This window comes from Rahnella sp. JUb53 (genome assembly GCF_004346065.1).
GTDB lineage: Bacteria > Pseudomonadota > Gammaproteobacteria > Enterobacterales > Enterobacteriaceae > Rahnella > Rahnella variigena.
Genome location: NZ_SLYT01000014.1, coordinates 103,081 through 122,052, shown reverse-complemented (window position 1 = coordinate 122,052; position 18,972 = coordinate 103,081). Strand labels below are relative to the sequence as shown.

Sequence of the window (18,972 nt, the reverse complement as noted above, 5' to 3'; positions counted from 1 at the left end):
ACCCCATGCCGAACTCAGAAGTGAAACGCCGTAGCGCCGATGGTAGTGTGGGGTCTCCCCATGCGAGAGTAGGGAACTGCCAGGCATCAAATTAGCAAAAAGCCCTGTACTGACGTACAGGGCTTTTTGCTATGGGGAATTTGGGGAAATAAAAGAGGGCAGAACCTCTAGTTCTGCTGACTTTCCAACCACTGAATAACAAAATCCCCCACTTTATCTACCTCATTTATATTCAGAATGCTGATAGCCTGTGAAACCGGCGCGAACAGATCATTAGTTGCGACTGCAACAACGTGAATATCAATCAGACTCTCCAGTGACTTTCCCGTTTCTTTCCTGTGCAGCACGATTTTATCGATATCTTCATGTTTAAATCCCTCAACCAAAATCATATCAAGATTATTACTGTCGAAACGTGTTGCCAGATACCCAAGACAGAGCTCGTCATGTCTGGGTGTTTCAGTCATCAGCGCCCACCGGCTATTGCTGGCAACCATTGTCTGGTCTGCGCCAGCTTTACGTAGCTCGAAGCTGTCCTTCCCTGGCGTATCTACATCTACATCATGATGGGTATGCTTTATCAGACCGGTCCGGATACCACGCTGACGAAGCCAGGGGATGAGCTGTTTCAGCAGTGTTGTTTTTCCTGTACCGCTATAAGCGACGATCCCAAGTAATGGGATTGGTTGGTTTATCATCTTGAATGATCCTGGTTGCGGGTTTTCCAAAGCGCCACATCTTCAGGCGTATTAAGATTGAAAAACGCAGCAGACTCACTGAACAGCACCGAGTTTGCTCCGATATTATCAAGGAAAATCATGAGCTTCCTGTCGCCGTTTTCAAGATACGACGTCAGTGCCGGGATCAGACTCCGGTTTAACAGGCAAAGCGTTGGATGCTCACGCTCCGGATCACGCACATAAGCTGCTTTCTGCCCTGATAGCCCGGCAAATAATCTTTCACTAAGGTCGATGGGAAAATCTGGCACGTCGCAGGGAACGAAGAGTATCCATTCGGTTTTACTCACTGATAACGCAGCAAGCATACCGGCGAGTGGCCCCGAGAAATCCTGTTTGAGGTCCGGGACGGTCTGGTTATTTCTGCCATAGCGTTCAGAACTCCTATTACAGCTGATCAGAATTTCTCCTACTTGAGGATGTAATCTTTGGGCGATATGTTCAAATAAAGGCTGACCATTAATATCAATCAGCCCTTTCTCTTCGCCCATTCTGCTCGACCGACCGCCTGCTAAAATAACGCCAGTGATGTTACTGCGATCCATAATATCCGCCTTTCAGAACCTCATTATTACCGTCATTGTAACGCCTTAATTTATACCGGGCAGGTTAAACTTTTTTACAGTGAGCTTGTACTTTCCCTGACGAAATAACCCTGTTATTTTTAAGGTCTGAAAACAAGTGGAGAAGGATTATCATGAAAGAACATCGCGTAAACGAGCTGATCGAACTGCTGCATCCGGCATGGAAAGAGGATTGCGATCTGAACCTGATGGAGTTCATCCAGAAGCTGGCCACAGAATGTGGATACCAGGGGACATTAGGCGAACTCAGTGATGACACATTGATTTATCACCTGAAAATGCGTGGTACTGACAGCACGACTGAAATCCCGGGTTTAAAGAAAGACTATGAGGATGACTTTAAAACTGCACTTTTACGTGCCCGTGGCGTGATTAAGGATTGATGTAAACTTATGTGAACTTCATGCGAACCGCCAAAAATAGATGATACTATTTCCCATTGTCATTTTTCTGTGCGGCCAATCCGAATGAAGTTATGAACAATTCAGCTTTTAATTTTCAGGCATTGTCGCCGGATCTTATCCTTGATGCGTTAGAGAGTGTCGGTCTTATTGCTGAGTCCGGCCTCACTGCATTAAACAGTTATGAAAACCGCGTTTACCAGTTTCTTGGTGAAGACAGAAAACGCTATGTGGTGAAGTTTTACCGTCCTGAGCGATGGACCGAAGAACAAATCCACGAAGAGCATCAGTTTTCTCTTGATATGGCTGATGCTGAAATTCCTGCTGTTGCCCCTCTTTCTATCAACGAAAACACACTGCACCACTACCAGGGATATATGTTTACCGTATTTCCCAGCGTGGGTGGGCGTCAGTATGAAATCGATAATCTCGACCAGCTGGAGTGGGTAGGACGTTTTCTTGGGCGCATTCATCAGGTGGGCAATGAAAGCCTGTTTACCGCACGGCCAACTATCGGACTTGATGAGTATCTCGTCTGGCCGCGCGAAGTTCTCGCGCAATGTCCGCTGATCCCCAAGAGTTTGCGTGAACCCTTCTTATCCGCAACAGACCAGCTGATTCGCACTACGGGCGATTATTGGCATACTGACTGGCAACCTCTACGCTTACATGGCGATTGCCACCCGGGGAATATTCTCTGGCGTGACGGGCCATTGTTTGTCGATATGGATGATGCCCGTAATGGTCCGGCAATTCAGGATCTCTGGATGCTGTTGCATGGGGATCAAAGTGAGCAAAGGCTCCAGTTAGATATCTTGCTGGAAGCTTACGGAGAGTTTGCTGATTTAGATACGCGCGAACTCTCTTTGATTGAACCGCTGCGGGCTATGCGTATGGTTTATTATCTGGCCTGGGTTGCCCGTCGCTGGGAGGATCCTGCATTTCCTAAGAGTTTCCCCTGGATGCAGGATGAAGATTTCTGGCGTAGTCAGATAGCGGCGTTTACTGAGCAAGTTAAGAAATTACAGGCACCTCCTTTACAGCTGATGCCAATGTATTAAGTCATGATTAATGTTTGAAGTTTAATTAAATGGAGATAGGCTTTATATGAAAAAGATATTCCTGGCACTGGTTGGTATGGTTATGGCCTTCAGTGTGTCTGCCGCGCAGTTTTCTGATGGCGCACAGTACGTTACTTTAGATAAAACCGTTGCTAATGAGCCACAGGTACTCGAGTTCTTCTCATTTTATTGCCCGCACTGCTACCAGTTTGAACAAGTCTGGCATGTCTCTGACAACATCCGCAAGAATCTGCCTAAAGATGTTAAATATGCCAAATATCACGTCGAATTCCTGGGGCCATTGGGTAAACAATTAACTCAAGCCTGGGCTGTTGCGATTGCCCTGGGTGTGGAAGACAAAGTGAGTCCGCTGATGTTTGATGCTGTGCAGAAACAGCAATCCATTCAGAATGCTGATGATATCCGTAAAGTCTTTATTCAGGCGGGTGTGAAAGGCGAGGATTACGATGCTGCACTTAACAGCTTTGTTGTGAAATCTCTGGTTGTTCAACAGGAGAAAGCCGCTGCTGACCTGGGTCTGCAAGGCGTTCCTTCCGTATTTGTAAACGGCAAATATATGGTTAAAAATGACGGACTTGATACCAGCTCAATGGATATGTACGTCAAACAATATTCTGATGTGATCAACTTCTTAGCGACCAAAAAATAAGAATTTCTGATCTCAACGCCAGCTTTCGGGCTGGCGTTATATTTTCGAAGAAATGAGAAAAAGGAAATGTTTGCAGGCGTAAATATAAAAAATATCCCGCAGAAAGTTTCCCGGTAAATATTACTATCCACAATAGCTATTAAGCTTCTATTACATCAATATTCATTAAGCAATCCTATAACCTGATGAAACACGTAGCTAAAATCCTGATGTGTTTTCGGATTAACCATCCGAATTAATTTCCTCTTAAAACTATTCACAAAGTTATCCACAGGATGATCCTTCGAGATCCCCCGCAACTTCGTAATGAATTTCCTTCTCAAGGTTCGTCTTTCCCGCTGGCTATGGCATCCTTAGGGCATGTCTGATCACGAATAAAGAAGAGTTATGGCCCAGATAGCAGAAAATCCATTAATCCTGGTGGACGGTTCGTCCTACCTTTATCGCGCTTATCATGCGTTCCCTCCGCTGACCAACTCTGCGGGTGAACCGACCGGCGCGATGTACGGTGTGCTGAATATGTTGCGCAGTCTTTTGCTGCAATACACACCAAGCCATGTTGCGGTGGTTTTTGACGCGAAAGGCAAAACCTTCCGTGATGAGCTTTTCGAACAATATAAATCCCATCGTCCTCCGATGCCGGATGATCTGCGTTCTCAAATTGAGCCGCTTCATCAAATGGTGAAAGCGATGGGGTTGCCATTACTGGTGGTTTCCGGCGTAGAGGCGGACGACGTGATCGGTACGCTGGCACTTGAAGCCGAACAGGCCGGTCATGCGGTTCTGATCAGCACCGGCGATAAAGATATGGCACAGCTGGTGACGCCGGGTGTCACTTTGATCAACACCATGAACAATGCGATTCTGGGGCCAGATGAAGTTGTCGAGAAATACGGTGTTCCGCCTGAACTGATCATCGATTTCCTCGCTCTGATGGGTGACTCCTCGGACAACATTCCTGGCGTACCGGGCGTTGGTGAGAAAACGGCACAGGCATTGTTACAAGGCATTGGTGGCCTTGATGCGTTATATGCCGATCTGGATAAAGTATCGACACTCAGTTTCCGTGGTTCAAAAACCATGGCGGCAAAACTGGCAGATAACAAAGAAGTTGCCTACCTCTCTTATCAGCTGGCGACCATTAAAACTGACGTTAAGCTGGATCTCACTTGTGCTGAGCTAACGGTTTCAGAACCCGATGCCGATGAACTTCACAAGTTGTTTGGCCGCTATGAATTCAAACGCTGGCTGGCAGATGTTGAATCCGGCACCTGGCTGAGCGCCAAAAAATCGGCAGGTAAAGCGTCGGCAGCAGCGAAGAAAGTTGCTCCGGCAGAAGAAACGACGTCAGTATCCGCTGTTGAACCAAACCAGCTCTCGCAGGAGGGATATGTCACCATTCTGGATCAGGCGACTCTCGATGAGTGGATCGGTTATCTGAAAGCATCGAATGTTTTCGCTTTCGATACCGAAACGGATGGTCTGGATACCCTGACTGCCAATCTGATCGGCTTATCTTTCGCTACAGAAGCGGGTAAAGCGGCTTATCTTCCTGTGGCACATGACTATCTGGATGCGCCGGCGCAGCTGGATCGCGATGATGTACTGAAACAACTCAAGCCGTTACTCGAAGATGAAAAGCAGCTGAAAGTCGGGCAGAACCTCAAATTCGACCGCGGTGTTTTACTGCGTTATGACATCGAACTGAAAGGTATCGCCTTCGATACCATGCTTGAATCCTACGTGCTTGATAGCGTATCTGGCCGCCATGACATGGACAGTTTGGCAGACCGCTATCTCGGCCATAAAACCGTGGGCTTTGAAGAGATTGCGGGTAAAGGTAAGAACCAGCTAACCTTCAACCAGATAGCCCTTGAGCAGGCAGCGCCTTATGCGGCAGAAGATGCCGATGTCACATTGCAATTGCATCAGGCACTCTGGCCACGCATTCAGGAAAGCGAATCCCTGACCAAAGTGTTCACGGATATTGAAATGCCGCTGGTGCCTGTTCTTTCTCATATCGAGCGTACCGGGGTTCTGATTGATCAGAACATCCTCGCGGCTCACTCGAAAGAGCTGGCAATTCGACTGAATGAGCTGGAAAACAAAGCGCATGAACTGGCTGAAGAGCCTTTCAACCTCTCTTCGACCAAACAGTTGCAGGCTATTTTGTATGAAAAACAAAAATTGCCGATCCTGAAGAAAACTCCGGGTGGCGCACCATCAACTAATGAAGAAGTTCTGGCTGAACTGGCGCTGGATTATCCGTTGCCGAAAGTGATTCTGGAATATCGTGGTCTGGCAAAACTGAAATCGACTTACACCGATAAACTGCCATTGATGATCAACCCGCAGTCTGGCCGCGTGCATACATCCTACCATCAGGCGGTGACCGCGACGGGGCGTCTGTCCTCCAGTGATCCTAATCTGCAAAACATTCCGGTGCGTAATGATGAAGGGCGCCGTATCCGTCAGGCGTTTATTGCGCCAAAAGACTATATCATTCTGGCGGCCGACTATTCGCAGATTGAACTGCGCATCATGGCGCATTTATCGAAAGATGAAGGCTTGCTGAAAGCCTTTGCTGAAGGCCAGGATATTCACCGCGCAACCGCCGCAGAAGTTTTCGGCACACCGCTGGAGAAAGTATCTGGTGAACAGCGTCGCAGCGCTAAAGCGATTAACTTTGGTCTGATTTACGGCATGAGCGCCTTTGGCTTATCGCGTCAGCTCAATATTCCACGCAAAGAATCCCAGCGTTATATGGATTTGTACTTCGAGCGTTATCCGGGCGTGCTGGAATATATGGAACGTACCCGCACTCAGGCTTCTGAGCAGGGTTACGTTGAAACCCTCGATGGTCGCCGTCTGTATCTGCCGGACATCAAATCCAGCAACGCGATGCGCCGTAAAGGTGCCGAGCGTGCCGCGATCAACGCCCCGATGCAGGGTACTGCGGCTGACATTATCAAACGCGCCATGATCAGCGTCGATGCCTGGCTGAAACAGTCAGATGCTCCGCGTGCCCGCATTATCATGCAGGTACACGATGAACTGGTGTTTGAAGTGCATAAAGATGATGTTGCTGCAGCGAGTGAAAAAATTCGCAGCCTGATGGAAGCCAGTATGACATTGGCGGTTCCGTTGAAAGTGGACGTCGGTACTGGCGAGAATTGGGATCAGGCTCACTAAGTGGATAGTAATTAAGCTTTTTTTGTAATTAAGCTACATGATTATGTGCTCAGACCATGAAGGTGATCGCATAATCCACGATTTTTGTGTAAGTAAACTACAAAAAGTTCTTTTTCCCCGTCATGAAATAGGGTAAAGTTTCTCTCGTAGGGTACAGAGGTAAGATGTTCTATCTTTCAGACCTTTTACTTCACGTAATCGGATTTGGCTGAATATTTTAGCCGCCCCAGGCATTTATGTCTGGGGCGTTTTTTATTGGAGTTTTCACAGGGTTACGCCTGTTTTCTGACTACAGTGATAAAATCCCGCCCATAAAAAAGGGCAGCCTGTTGGCTACCCTGATATGTTCTTTACTTACAGACTTCTTCGTTTAAGCCGAGATTTACTCGCCTTCGTCAAAAAGCTCTTCTTCCAGCACTTCCGGTGGGATTTCGCTGAACCAGGTGTTCAGTTTGTCACTCAGTTTATCGACGCCCATTTTCTTCGGGGAAGAGAAGGCTTCCACCTGAATATCGCCCATGAATTCTTTCACGGCTTCGCGGACCATTTTGATCTGCGCCTGACGTGCGCCGGATGCCAGTTTGTCGGCTTTCGTCAGCAGCAACATCACCGGCGTACCCACATCGACAGCCCACTGAATCATCTGCTGATCGAGATCTTTCAGCGGATGACGGATATCCATCAACACCACCAGACCTTTCAGCGAGTTGCGCATTTGCAGATATTCGCCCAATGCGCGCTGCCATTTACGCTTCATTTCTTCCGGTACTTCCGCGTAGCCATAACCCGGCAAGTCGACCAGACGGATGCCCGGCTTCACTTCGAACAGGTTGATGAGCTGAGTACGGCCAGGCGTTTTACTGGTACGTGCGAGGCTTTTCTGCTGCGTCAGAGTATTCAGTGCGCTGGATTTGCCGGCGTTTGAACGACCAGCAAATGCGACTTCAATGCCTGCGTCAGATGGCAAATGCCGGATATCCGGGGCGCTCATGACGAAATGGGTCATATGATAGTTGTAAGTTTGGCTGGTCAAAGCGTGCGTCTCCGTGAGGCATGAGTATCTGGCTGGCGATTATAACTGCAACAGAGCCGAGATGCGTTCGTGTTTTTAAAATCCGAATGATGAGGCGAAGGGACCACAGAGATGAAGGCGGGGGAAATTGCCTTCATGATGTAAGACATTTGCTATTCATGATGCGGGTTATTTCGCTTGTTTTGTCGCCAAAATTTTTAATATTATGCAATTTCAATAAGATAAAATTTATATCGTTATGAAACCGACAAGACGGCTGGCGGGTATCTTGAGCCTTTGTGCCAGTCGGGTAAAGTATTTCTTACGCGGTGAAGGCGAGAACGGAAACAAGGACGATTATTGCATTCAGGGATCACGGGAAATGCATCGCGATTTAAGGACAAACGGAGCCGGAGGCTCTGAAAGGCAAAGGAAAAACCGGGACGTTGACGCTATACAGGGAAAGTGTTTGAGGAATATCCTTCTTCTGAAGGAAAGAAAAAGGCAGCAAGGTTAACTTGCTGCCTTTTTTCTTTGTCCGCTTTCTGCTAGATTCCGCCGCAAATCTATACTAAATGTACACACCTAAGAGCAGATGCCATGAAACAGCCAGCGAAAGCCCCGCGCGCCAATACCGCGACAGCTAAAACGAAGAAGAAAAGTCGTGTAGAGCTTGATATCGAAGCGCGCGAACGCAAGCGTGACAATAAGCGTCGTGGCCATAAAGCAGGCTCACGCGCAAATCCGGACGCAGCCCAGAATCAAAGCGGCGCAGGCGCTAAAAAAACCGATCCGCGTATCGGCAGTAAAAAAGCGGTGCCATTGATCGTGGAAACCGTCACCAACAATGCAGCGAAAGCGAAGAAAGCCGCTCAGCCGAAGCCAGAGGCAAAACCTAAAATGTCTCCGCAAGAAGAACTGACATTACTGGAAAACGATGAGCGTCTGGATTCATTGCTTGATCTTATCGACGACGGCAAAGCGCTGAGTGCAGAAGATCAGGCTTATGTTGATCAGACTCTGGATCGTATTGATGTTCTGATGGAAATTCTCGGTATCGAACTCGGCGACGATGAAGATGACGAAGAAGAAGAGAAGAACGAAGATATGATGCAGTTGCTCAAACGCGGGAATCCAAAAGAAGGTTTCTAAGCGATGCGCTGGGTCATTCCGGCAATAGCCTTACTCTTTGCATGTTATCTCCTTTGGTTATTCGGTAAACTACGACGGTTATCGAAAACCAAAGCACGTTTGCGCAGAGCGACCTTTGTAAGGCAGGCTAAAAGCCTGCCTGTAAGGGAAACCGGCAGCATCCGACGCCGGAAGGAGTAAGTCACCCATGTCAGAACAGACAACCGTCTGGGATTTAGCGCTGATCCAGAAGTACAACTATTCAGGTCCGCGATACACATCCTATCCAACAGCACTCGAATTCAGCGAAAGCTACGACGATGCGGCTTTTAAACAAGCGGCTGTCCGTTACCCTGAGCGCTCCCTTTCTCTGTATGTGCATATCCCTTTCTGCCATAAGCTCTGCTATTTCTGCGGCTGCAATAAACTGGTAACCCGTCAGCAGCATAAAGCCGAAGAATATCTCAACGTACTTGAGAAAGAGATAAGTCACCGTGCACCGCTCTTTAAGGGCCGTCAGGTCAGTCAGTTGCATTGGGGCGGTGGTACTCCGACTTACCTCGATAAAGCGCAGATAAGCCGTCTGATGGGCCTTCTGCGGGCACACTTTGATATTCTCCCTGATGCAGAAATGTCACTGGAAGTGGATCCCCGCGAAATCGAGCTGAATGTGCTCGACCATCTGCGCAGCGAAGGCTTTAATCGTCTGAGCATGGGCGTGCAGGATTTCAATAAAGAAGTGCAGCGTCTGGTGAATCGCGAGCAGGATGAAGATTTTATCTTTGCGCTGATTGAACGCGCCAGAGCGCTGGGTTTCAATTCCACCAACATCGACCTGATTTACGGCCTGCCGAAGCAAACGGCGGAAAGTTTTGCGTATACGCTGCAACGCGTGGCAGAGCTGAACCCGGATCGCCTGAGCGTGTTCAATTACGCCCACATGCCAAAACTGTTTGCCGCTCAGCGCAAAATCAAAGACGCTGATTTGCCGGGCGCAGAAGAGAAACTGAAAATTCTGCAGGAAACTATTGCCTCGCTGACCGCCTCCGGTTACCGCTTTATCGGCATGGATCACTTTGCGCGTCCTGATGACGAACTGGCGATTGCCCAACGTGAAGGCAAGCTGCACCGTAATTTCCAGGGATATACCACGCAGGGCGACAGCGATTTACTGGGAATGGGCGTGTCAGCCATCAGCATGCTGGGCGATACTTACGCGCAGAACGAGAAAGACCTCAAAACGTATTACGCCAGAGTAGAAGAACAGGGGAATGCGTTATGGCGCGGTCTGGAAATGACGGATGATGATTGCCTGCGTCGCGATGTCATTAAATCGCTGATCTGCCATTTCGAGCTGAGCTTTGCGGATATCGAAGAGCGATATGGCATCCGCTTTACCGACTATTTTTCCGATGATCTGGCGCTGCTGAAACCGCTGGTTGAAGACGGGCTGGTTGAGGTGAGCGAGACGCATATTCAGGTAACGCCGCGCGGGCGTTTGCTTATCCGCAACATCTGCATGTGCTTTGATATTTATCTGCGCCGTCAGGTACGTCAGCAGCAATTCTCCCGCGTGATCTGATTTCTTTGCTATCAACAAAAACAGCCGCATGAGCGGCTGTTTTGCTTTCTGGCACAAGGCTTTTATTTCAGGCCCGGTTATTCCATACCCAGTTCTTTCAGCTTGCGGGTCAACGTATTGCGTCCCCAGCCCAGTAAGCGTGCGGCTTCCTGTTTATGTCCCTGCGTGTGACGCAATGCCGTGGTCAGCAAAGTGCGCTCCATTTCAGGCTGCGCTTCTGACAACAGGTTTTGATGACCGGAACGCAGGGCGCGATCGGCCCATTGTGCCAGCAGCGTCGCCCAGCTGTCCGGTAAGCTCTGACCGCCGGTTTCCGGGGCAGACGTTTCAAACAGTTCGCTCGGTAAATCCTGAATCAGGACTTCCTGACCCGCAGCCATCACCGTTAACCAGCGACAGGTGTTTTCCAGCTGGCGCACGTTGCCCTGCCACGGCAGACGCGTCAGCGCGGTTTCCGTTTCCGGATGCAGGTTCTTCGCTTCCACGCCCAGTTCTTTCGCCGCCACTTGCAGGAAATAACGCGCCAGACGCGGAATATCTTCGCGACGTTCGCGCAGCGGTGGCAGATGGACACGGATAACGTTCAGGCGGTGGAATAAATCCTCGCGGAATTTTCCTTCCTGAACCCGTAATTCCAGATTCTGGTGAGTCGCAGCGATAATACGCACATCCACTTTCACCGGCGCATAGCCGCCCACACGATAGAACTGACCATCTGCCAGCACGCGCAGAAGACGGGTTTGCACATCGAGGGGCATATCACCGATTTCATCAAGGAACAGCGTGCCGTTGTCGGCCTGCTCAAAACGTCCCTGACGGATGGTGTTAGCGCCAGTAAACGCCCCTTTCTCATGGCCGAATAGTTCGGATTCGATCAGATCTTTCGGGATTGCCGCCATGTTCAGTGCGATAAAAGGCGCTTTGGCGCGCGGGCTGTGACGGTGTAAAGCATGAGCCACCAACTCTTTACCGGTACCGGATTCCCCGTTAATCAGCACGCTGATTGAAGAGCGGGACAAACGGCCGATGATGCGAAAGACGTCCTGCATGGCTGGCGCTTCGCCGATAATATCCGCCGTCGGGCCACTTGCCGGCTGGCTGCGAGCCGGTTGCTGTTGCTCCTGATAATGGCTGATAGCGCGTTCAACCAGCGCCACTGCTTCGTCGATGTCGAAAGGTTTTGGCAGATAATCAAATGCGCCTTGCTGATAGGCGCTGACCGCCGCATCCAGATCGGAGTGCGCTGTCATTATGATGACCGGAAGCATCGGGTGGCGCTGTTTAATCTGCTTTAACAGCGCTAAACCGTCCATCCCCGGCATACGGATATCTGATAACAAAACGTCAGGGGTTTGAGTCGCAATGGCATCAAGCACTTCATTGCCGCTGTCAAACGTGGTGCAGGTCAAACCGGCTCCAGTGAGCGCACGTTCAAGTACCCAGCGGATGGAGCTATCGTCATCGACGATCCAGACTATCCCTCGTTGCATAAGAACCTCACTGGCGAATAGGCAGGAAAACCGAGAATTCGGTATGTCCTGGCCAACTGTTAAATTCAACTTTACCCGAATGCTGGTCAATCAAACTGCGTGCGATAGAGAGGCCCAGTCCGGTGCCCCCTTCGCGGCCACTGACCATGGGGTAAAAAAGAGTGTCCTGCAAATGTGCCGGTACGCCGGGGCCGTCATCTTCAATATCGATGCGTGCCGCCAGACGATAACGCACGCCGTGTAACGTAATCTGGAAAGCAGTCCGCGTACGCAGTGTTATTGTGCCGCCTTCCTCCCCCAGCGCCTGCAAGGCATTGCGGGTGATATTCAATAAAATCTGTTCTATCTGATCAGGGTCGTGTGCCAGTTCCGGCAGGCTCGGATCATAGTCCCGTACCAGTTGAACGTTATCGGGTTTTTCCATCGACACCAGCTGACAAACGCGCTCCGCAACCTGATGAATACTTTGTGTTACATGCTGGCTCGGACGTTGCGGACCCAGCAATCTGTCGACCAGATTACGCAGACGGTCGGCTTGCTCAATAATGACTTTGGTGTACTCAAGCAAAGCCGGATCGGGCAGCGCTCTGGATAACAACTGTGCCGCACCACGCAAACCGCCAAGCGGATTTTTAATTTCATGCGCGAGACCGCGGATCAAATCTCGGGCTGCAACCTGTTGAGCATGCTGCAATTGTTCCTGACTCAAACGTCGCTGATTATCCATCGGCGCCAGTTCGACCAGAATAAAACCTTCCGGCAGCATCTGTGCGGTCAGTGACAACACATGCGCGCGGCCATCGACGACTAAAGTCACTTCGCTGTCTGTAAAGCCCTGTCCGGCTGTCAGACTTTCACGCATTAACTCGATGTTCAGCGAAAAATATCCCACCAACTCTGGCAACGGGGTGCCAAAAAGTTTGCGGGAACTTTGCGCCAGTAATTGCTGAGCCGCCGGGTTGGCGTAATGCACAGCCAAATCGTCGTCCAACAGCAGAACGCTGTTGATTAAAGAATTCAGGATCTGCCCAGCATCGGGCAGCTTGCCAGTTGCCATACCGCAGTCTCCCGCACCTGATGGGTGCAATTTGTCTCGCTACCCGGCCAAAACACGGGTCAGAGGGGTTAAGCAGGAAAGAGTGTGGAGAAAAAAGCCCATCCGGAGATGGGCTGAAAGTTTCCACGGCAACAAATAAAATCGTCTTACTTGATTTTGACGCTGAAGGCTTTCTTACCGCCAGGCCTCCAGTCGGGTATTTCTCTCAGCGCCGGTCAGAGGACGGGCGCTGAGTTCAGCAGCTAATTCGAGAATTAAACGCTGTCTTTAGACGCTGTAGTACAGCTCGAACTCAACCGGATGCGGAGTCATACGCACGCGATCCATTTCTTCTTTACGCAGACCGATGTAAGCATCGATAGCGTCGTCAGTGAACACGCCGCCACGGGTCAGGAACTCGCGGTCTTCGTTCAGTGCGTTCAGCGCTTCTTCCAGTGAACCTGCAACTTTTGGAATTTCTGCTTCTTCTTCCGGTGGCAGGTCATACAGGTTTTTGTCCATCGCATCGCCAGGGTGGATCTTGTTGATGATACCGTCCAGGCCAGCCATCATCAGTGCAGCAAACGCCAGGTATGGGTTAGCCGCTGGATCAGGGAAGCGTGCTTCGATACGCATCGCTTTAGGCGTTGATACGTGTGGAATACGGATGGATGCAGAACGGTTACGCGCAGAGTAAGCCAGCATCACTGGCGCTTCGTAGCCCGGGACCAAACGCTTGTAGGAGTTGGTAGTCGGGTTAGCGTAGGCGTTGATCGCTTTAGCGTGCTTGATGATACCGCCGATGTAGAACAGTGCCATTTCAGACAGGCCGCCGTATTTGTCGCCAGCGAACAGGTTGTTACCGTTCTTGGACAGAGACATGTGGCAGTGCATACCGGAACCGTTATCGCCAAACATTGGTTTTGGCATGAAGGTCGCAGTTTTGCCAAATGCGTGAGCCACGTTGTGAACCACGTATTTGTAGATTTGGATTTCGTCCGCTTTTTTGGTCAGGGTATTGAAGCGGGTTGCCACTTCGTTCTGACCCGCGGTTGCCACTTCGTGGTGGTGAGCTTCAACAACCAGACCCATTTCTTCCATGGTCAGACACATGGTAGAACGCAGATCCTGGGAGGAGTCGACCGGAGGAACCGGGAAGTAACCGCCTTTAACTGCAGGACGGTGGCCTTTGTTGCCGCCTTCATATTTGGTGCTGGAGTTCCATGCGCCTTCGATATCATCGATAGCCACGTGAGAACCGGAGATGCTGCTGCCGAAGCGCACATCATCAAACAGGAAGAATTCTGGCTCTGGCCCGAACAGAACGGTGTCCGCGATACCGGAAGAGCGCAGGAAGTCTTCTGCACGTTTTGCGGTAGAACGTGGGTCGCGGTCATAACCTTGCAGCGTAGTTGGCTCAAGGATGTCGCAACGAATGATCAGCGTGGTTTCTTCGTAGAACGGGTCAAGAACAGCAGTGCTCGCATCTGGCATCAAAACCATGTCAGATTCGTTAATGCCTTTCCAGCCACCGATTGAAGAGCCATCAAACATTTTGCCTTCTTCGAAGAAGTCAGCGCTAACCTGGTGTGCAGGAATGGTGACGTGCTGTTCTTTGCCTTTGGTATCTGTGAAACGTAAATCTACGAATTTCACTTCATGCTCATTCAGCATCGTCAAAACGTGTTCAGCGGACATACTAGTTCTCCCGAATTTCTCATTATCGTCGTGGAACGAATAACCATTTTTGGTCTTTAGTTGGAAATAACAGCTTTACTTGAACTGGCGTGTGGACTGAACAGCGCTATTATTTGACTGGTCAGACGCGTCACCCTGTAAAAACTTTTTTTTACCCTAAAAACTATTAGCGAAAAGTGTGCCAACTTTGAGAAAATGCAAACAACGCCATTTTACAGGGCTCTTGCACTCGATAAGTATGCACCATAACGGAATTTCTGCACTATAATGGTGCTATCTCTGAGATGCATGGCACCAAAACGGTGCGTCATAATGGTTCAGTGATCTTTTTGCACCGTGAAAGGGATCACAAAGTAACCATCCACAAGTTGTTTCATCAAGATCCTTGTGATCTTGTTTAGAACCTCGCTTAATACGTGTACAATAGCGCGCTATTTCTAATGCCTGAGGCAAAGCTGTGATCGAAAATTTGCGTAACATCGCCATTATTGCCCACGTTGACCATGGTAAAACCACCCTGGTCGACAAGCTGCTACAACAATCCGGTACTTTCGGAGAGCGTGTAGAAGCCACTGAACGCGTAATGGACTCCAACGATTTGGAGAAAGAGCGTGGGATTACCATCCTCGCAAAAAACACCGCCATTAATTGGAAAGACTACCGCATCAACATCGTGGATACCCCAGGACACGCCGACTTCGGCGGTGAGGTAGAGCGTGTGATGTCAATGGTCGACTCGGTGCTGCTGGTTGTGGATGCAATGGATGGCCCAATGCCGCAAACCCGTTTCGTGACCAAAAAAGCATTCGCTAATGGTCTGAAACCGATCGTGGTAATCAACAAGGTTGACCGCCCTGGCGCGCGTCCTGACTGGGTTGTTGATCAGGTCTTCGACCTGTTCGTAAACCTGGACGCAACCGACGAACAACTCGATTTCCCAATCATCTATGCATCAGCATTGATGGGTATCGCGGGTAACGACCATAACGATATGGCCGAAGACATGACCCCGTTGTACCAGGCGATCGTTGACCACGTATCTCCGCCACAAGTTGAGATGGATGCACCTTTCCAGATGCAAATCTCTCAGCTGGACTACAACAACTATGTTGGCGTCATCGGCATCGGCCGCATCAAACGCGGTACCGTTAAGCCTAACCAGCAAATCACTGTCATCGACAGCGAAGGCAAAACCCGTAACGGTAAAGTCGGTAAAGTTCTGACCCACATGGGTCTTGAGCGTATCGAAGCCACCGTTGCTGAAGCGGGCGACATCATCGCAATCACCGGCCTGGGCGAACTGAACATCTCCGACACAATCTGTGATCCGGCGAATGTTGAAGCTCTGCCAGCGCTGAGCGTTGATGAACCAACAGTAACCATGTACTTCAACGTAAACACCTCTCCGTTCTGTGGTAAAGAAGGTAAGTATGTGACTTCACGTCAGATCCTTGACCGTCTGAACAAAGAACTGGTGCACAACGTTGCATTGCGTGTTGAAGAAACTGAAGATGCTGATGCATTCCGCGTTTCAGGCCGTGGTGAACTTCACCTGTCGGTTCTGATCGAAAACATGCGTCGTGAAGGTTTCGAGCTGGCGGTTTCCCGTCCTAAAGTAATCAACCGTAAAATCGATGGCCGCATGCAAGAGCCATTCGAGAACGTGACACTGGATATCGAAGAGCAACACCAGGGTTCTGTAATGCAGGCCATGGGTGAGCGTAAAGGCGATGTCAAAGACATGATCCCAGACGGCAAAGGTCGTATCCGTCTTGATTACCTGATCCCTGCACGTGGCCTGATCGGCTTCCGTACAGAATTCATGACCATGACTTCTGGTACCGGTCTGCTGTACTCCACGTTTAGCCACTACGATGACGTTCGTCCGGGCGAAATCGGCCAGCGTCAGAACGGCGTGCTGATCTCCAACGGTCAGGGTAAAGCAGTTGCGTTCGCACTGTTCAGCCTGCAAGACCGCGGTAAATTGTTCCTGGGCCACGGCGCAGAAGTGTATGAAGGCCAGATCATCGGTATTCACTCACGTTCTAACGACCTGACCGTGAACTGCCTGACCGGTAAGAAACTGACCAACATGCGTGCGTCCGGTACTGACGAAGCAACGACTCTGGTTCCTGCTATCAAAATGTCTCTGGAGCAAGCTCTGGAATTCATCGATGATGACGAACTGGTCGAAGTGACTCCTCAGTCTGTACGTATTCGTAAACGTCACCTGACCGAGAACGATCGTAAACGTGCAATGCGTGGTCCTAAAGAAGGTTAATCTTCTTTAACGCGTGCCGTTACACAGAAACAGGGTGCCTTTGGGTACCCTGTTTTTTTTTGTCTTTTTTCTAACGCTGAGCTCAACAGCGCAACTCTGTCACTGTTCAGGTGTACGTTTTACCGCTAAAGTTAAAAGTCATCTTTGAAATCAGGAGCGTGCAATGCTGTACATTTTTGATATGGGAAACGTCATTATTGATATTGATTTCAAACGTGTCCTTGGCGTGTGGAGCCATCTCAGCGGAACGCCACTGGCTACGCTGACCGAGCGCTTCAAAATGGGCGAGGTGTTCCAGCAGCACGAGCGGGGTGAAATCAGCGATGAGCAGTTCGCCGCCGATTTGTGTAATGAAATGGGCATTGCGCTCAGTTTTGAGCAGTTCAGTGCGGGCTGGCACGCCGTTTTCGTCGGTTTACGTCCTGAAGTCATCACGTTATTCCAAAAGCTGCGCGAAGAAGGTCATCGCGTTGTCGTGCTGTCGAATACTAACCGCTTACACCTGGATTTCTGGCCGCAGCACTATCCGGAAATCGAAGCCAATACCGATGCGATGTATCTTTCGCAAAATCTGGGTATGCGCAAACCTGAACCGGAAATTTTCCAGCATGTGCTGGAGAAAGAAGGATTCACCGCGGATCAGGCCGTGTTCTTTGATGATGTTGCTGAAAACATCGAGGCTGCCCGCGCGGCAGGCATTGAAGCTGTGTGGGTGGAAGATAACCAGACGGTACCGAAATACTTTTCCTGAAGGATGTAAGGATGCACAAAAGGGCATTGAGCCACTACCCAAAATCATTATGGAAATTCACAGTCCTGCTCTTAAAGCGCTCAGATAAGGATGGCCTGACGCTTCTGGCGGGCCATTTAGCCTATGTTTCTTTGCTTTCTCTGGTTCCGCTGATTGCCGTGGTGTTTTCGCTGTTTGCATTATTTCCGGTCTTTTCGGATATCAGTGCACAGTTGAAAACCTTCATCTTTTCTAACTTCATGCCCGCCACGGGCAATACCATTCAGCGTTATCTCGAACAGTTTGTTGCGAACTCCAGCAAAATGACGGCGGTGGGTACCTGCGGATTAATTGTCACCGCATTACTGCTGATCGCTTCAGTGGACAGCGTGCTGAATAAAATCTGGGACAGCAAAACCAAGCGTCCGATTGTGTTCTCATTTGCGGTGTACTGGATGGTATTAACGCTCGGGCCCATTCTTCTGGTGGCCAGCGTGGCGGTCAGCTCTTATTTACTCTCCCTGAACTGGCTTAACCTCAGCGGCGTGCATTCCCTCATCGACCATGCGCTGCGGATCCTGCCGTTACTGATTTCCTGGGTGACGTTCTGGCTCTTATATCAGGTCGTGCCAACGGTGAGAGTTCCGGCAAAGGATGCGCTGGTTGGCGCTCTGGTTTCCGGTGCCTTATTTGAGCTGAGTAAAAAAATCTTCACCTTGTATATTCAGCTTTTCCCATCGTATCAGTTGATTTACGGTGTACTGGCTGTGATCCCCATTTTATTTCTCTGGGTCTATGTCAGCTGGTGTATCGTGCTTCTTGGCGCAGAAATTACCGTCACGCTTGGCGAGTTCCGTTCTGTGAGAAAATTGCAGTCTGCTCAATACAAAGCAGAAGAATAATCAGTTCGAAGGATTTGTATGATTGCGTTAATTCAGCGGGTATTGAATGCCAGCGTGACTATCGATGGCGACGTTTGCGGCCAGATAGGGCCGGGATTACTGGTTTTGCTGGGTGTTGAACAGGGCGATGACGAACAAAAAGCTAAACGCCTTTGCGAACGGGTGATCGGGTACCGAATTTTCGGTGACGAAAATGACAAAATGAATCTTAACGTACAGCAGGCGGGCGGTAGCCTGCTGGTGGTGTCGCAGTTCACACTGGCGGCTGACACACAAAAAGGCATGCGTCCGGGGTTTTCACGCGGTGCTGAACCACAGGAAGCCGACCGGTTGTATCAGTATTTTTGCGGGCAGTGTCGTGAGAAAGGCATTGTGACCGAAACCGGGCGTTTCGCTGCGGATATGAAAGTGGCACTGGTGAACGACGGGCCGGTGACCTTCTGGCTACAAGTCTGATCGATAAGG

The 18,972-nt window shown here is 49.9% G+C and carries 16 protein-coding genes; 10 read left to right on the top strand and 6 right to left on the bottom strand.

What is annotated here, in order from left to right:
• Positions 1–167 precede the first annotated feature (167 nt).
• On the bottom strand, positions 168–698 hold the full coding sequence (gene mobB, locus EC840_RS23535) for a molybdopterin-guanine dinucleotide biosynthesis protein MobB (protein WP_132967249.1): 531 nt from the start codon (positions 696–698) through the stop codon (positions 168–170).
• The gene (gene mobA, locus EC840_RS23530; protein WP_132967247.1) at positions 695–1,282 is read right to left on the bottom strand and encodes a molybdenum cofactor guanylyltransferase MobA; all 588 of its coding nucleotides are present in this window, start codon (positions 1,280–1,282) and stop codon (positions 695–697) included. The genes mobB and mobA overlap by 4 nt, the downstream gene beginning before the upstream one ends.
• 152 nt (positions 1,283–1,434) lie before the next feature.
• Between mobA and EC840_RS23525 the strand changes: the two genes are divergently transcribed.
• The 4 genes from EC840_RS23525 to polA all read left to right on the top strand — a co-directional run bounded on the left by EC840_RS23525 (position 1,435) and on the right by polA (position 6,645).
• Positions 1,435–1,704, top strand: a complete 270-nt coding sequence (locus EC840_RS23525; protein ID WP_112289281.1) for a YihD family protein — start codon at positions 1,435–1,437, stop codon at positions 1,702–1,704.
• A 92-nt stretch (positions 1,705–1,796) separates the two neighbouring features.
• The gene (locus tag EC840_RS23520) at positions 1,797–2,783 is read left to right on the top strand and encodes a serine/threonine protein kinase (RefSeq protein ID WP_132967245.1); all 987 of its coding nucleotides are present in this window, start codon (positions 1,797–1,799) and stop codon (positions 2,781–2,783) included.
• 46 nt (positions 2,784–2,829) lie between these two features.
• Positions 2,830–3,453 carry a thiol:disulfide interchange protein DsbA gene (gene dsbA / locus EC840_RS23515; protein WP_112289283.1) on the top strand — a complete coding sequence of 208 codons (624 nt, stop codon included), beginning with the start codon at positions 2,830–2,832 and terminating at the stop codon, positions 3,451–3,453.
• Positions 3,454–3,840: 387 nt separating this feature from the next.
• On the top strand, positions 3,841–6,645 hold the full coding sequence (gene polA / locus EC840_RS23510) for a DNA polymerase I (RefSeq protein ID WP_132967244.1): 2,805 nt from the start codon (positions 3,841–3,843) through the stop codon (positions 6,643–6,645).
• 382 nt (positions 6,646–7,027) lie between these two features.
• Here polA and yihA read toward each other — a convergent pair whose 3' ends face one another.
• Positions 7,028–7,678, bottom strand: coding sequence for a ribosome biogenesis GTP-binding protein YihA/YsxC (gene yihA / locus EC840_RS23505; protein WP_112289285.1), 651 nt, complete (start codon positions 7,676–7,678; stop codon positions 7,028–7,030).
• Positions 7,679–8,257: 579 nt separating this feature from the next.
• Here yihA and yihI point away from each other — a divergent pair.
• Entirely contained in the window at positions 8,258–8,809 is a 552-nt protein-coding gene (gene yihI, locus EC840_RS23500) for a Der GTPase-activating protein YihI (RefSeq protein WP_112289286.1), read from the top strand.
• 187 nt (positions 8,810–8,996) lie between these two features.
• Positions 8,997–10,370 (top strand): oxygen-independent coproporphyrinogen III oxidase, encoded by a 1,374-nt coding sequence (gene hemN / locus EC840_RS23490; protein ID WP_113877654.1) that lies wholly within the window; start codon positions 8,997–8,999, stop codon positions 10,368–10,370.
• A 77-nt stretch (positions 10,371–10,447) separates the two neighbouring features.
• On the opposite strand, the gene glnG is transcribed toward hemN, so the two are convergent.
• From glnG to glnA, 3 genes are all read right to left on the bottom strand, one after another.
• The gene (gene glnG / locus EC840_RS23485) at positions 10,448–11,860 is read right to left on the bottom strand and encodes a nitrogen regulation protein NR(I) (RefSeq protein ID WP_095924078.1); all 1,413 of its coding nucleotides are present in this window, start codon (positions 11,858–11,860) and stop codon (positions 10,448–10,450) included.
• Between the two features lie 7 nt (positions 11,861–11,867).
• Positions 11,868–12,917 (bottom strand): nitrogen regulation protein NR(II), encoded by a 1,050-nt coding sequence (gene glnL, locus EC840_RS23480; RefSeq protein ID WP_112289289.1) that lies wholly within the window; start codon positions 12,915–12,917, stop codon positions 11,868–11,870.
• A 267-nt stretch (positions 12,918–13,184) separates the two neighbouring features.
• Complete coding sequence (glnA, locus tag EC840_RS23475) at positions 13,185–14,594, bottom strand: glutamate--ammonia ligase (RefSeq protein ID WP_013577652.1); 1,410 nt, start codon at positions 14,592–14,594, stop codon at positions 13,185–13,187.
• A 457-nt stretch (positions 14,595–15,051) separates the two neighbouring features.
• Here glnA and typA point away from each other — a divergent pair, with 457 nt between their 5' ends.
• From typA to dtd, 4 genes are all read left to right on the top strand, one after another.
• Positions 15,052–16,875, top strand: coding sequence for a ribosome-dependent GTPase TypA (typA, locus tag EC840_RS23470; protein ID WP_112289290.1), 1,824 nt, complete (start codon positions 15,052–15,054; stop codon positions 16,873–16,875).
• A gap of 163 nt (positions 16,876–17,038) precedes the next feature.
• Positions 17,039–17,626 carry a glucose-1-phosphatase gene (gene yihX / locus EC840_RS23465; protein WP_113877652.1) on the top strand — a complete coding sequence of 196 codons (588 nt, stop codon included), beginning with the start codon at positions 17,039–17,041 and terminating at the stop codon, positions 17,624–17,626.
• A gap of 11 nt (positions 17,627–17,637) precedes the next feature.
• A complete protein-coding gene (locus EC840_RS23460; protein ID WP_112289292.1) occupies positions 17,638–18,507 on the top strand; it encodes a virulence factor BrkB family protein in 870 nt (289 codons plus the stop codon).
• Between the two features lie 18 nt (positions 18,508–18,525).
• On the top strand, positions 18,526–18,963 hold the full coding sequence (gene dtd, locus EC840_RS23455; protein ID WP_112289293.1) for a D-aminoacyl-tRNA deacylase: 438 nt from the start codon (positions 18,526–18,528) through the stop codon (positions 18,961–18,963).
• Positions 18,964–18,972 lie beyond the last annotated feature (9 nt).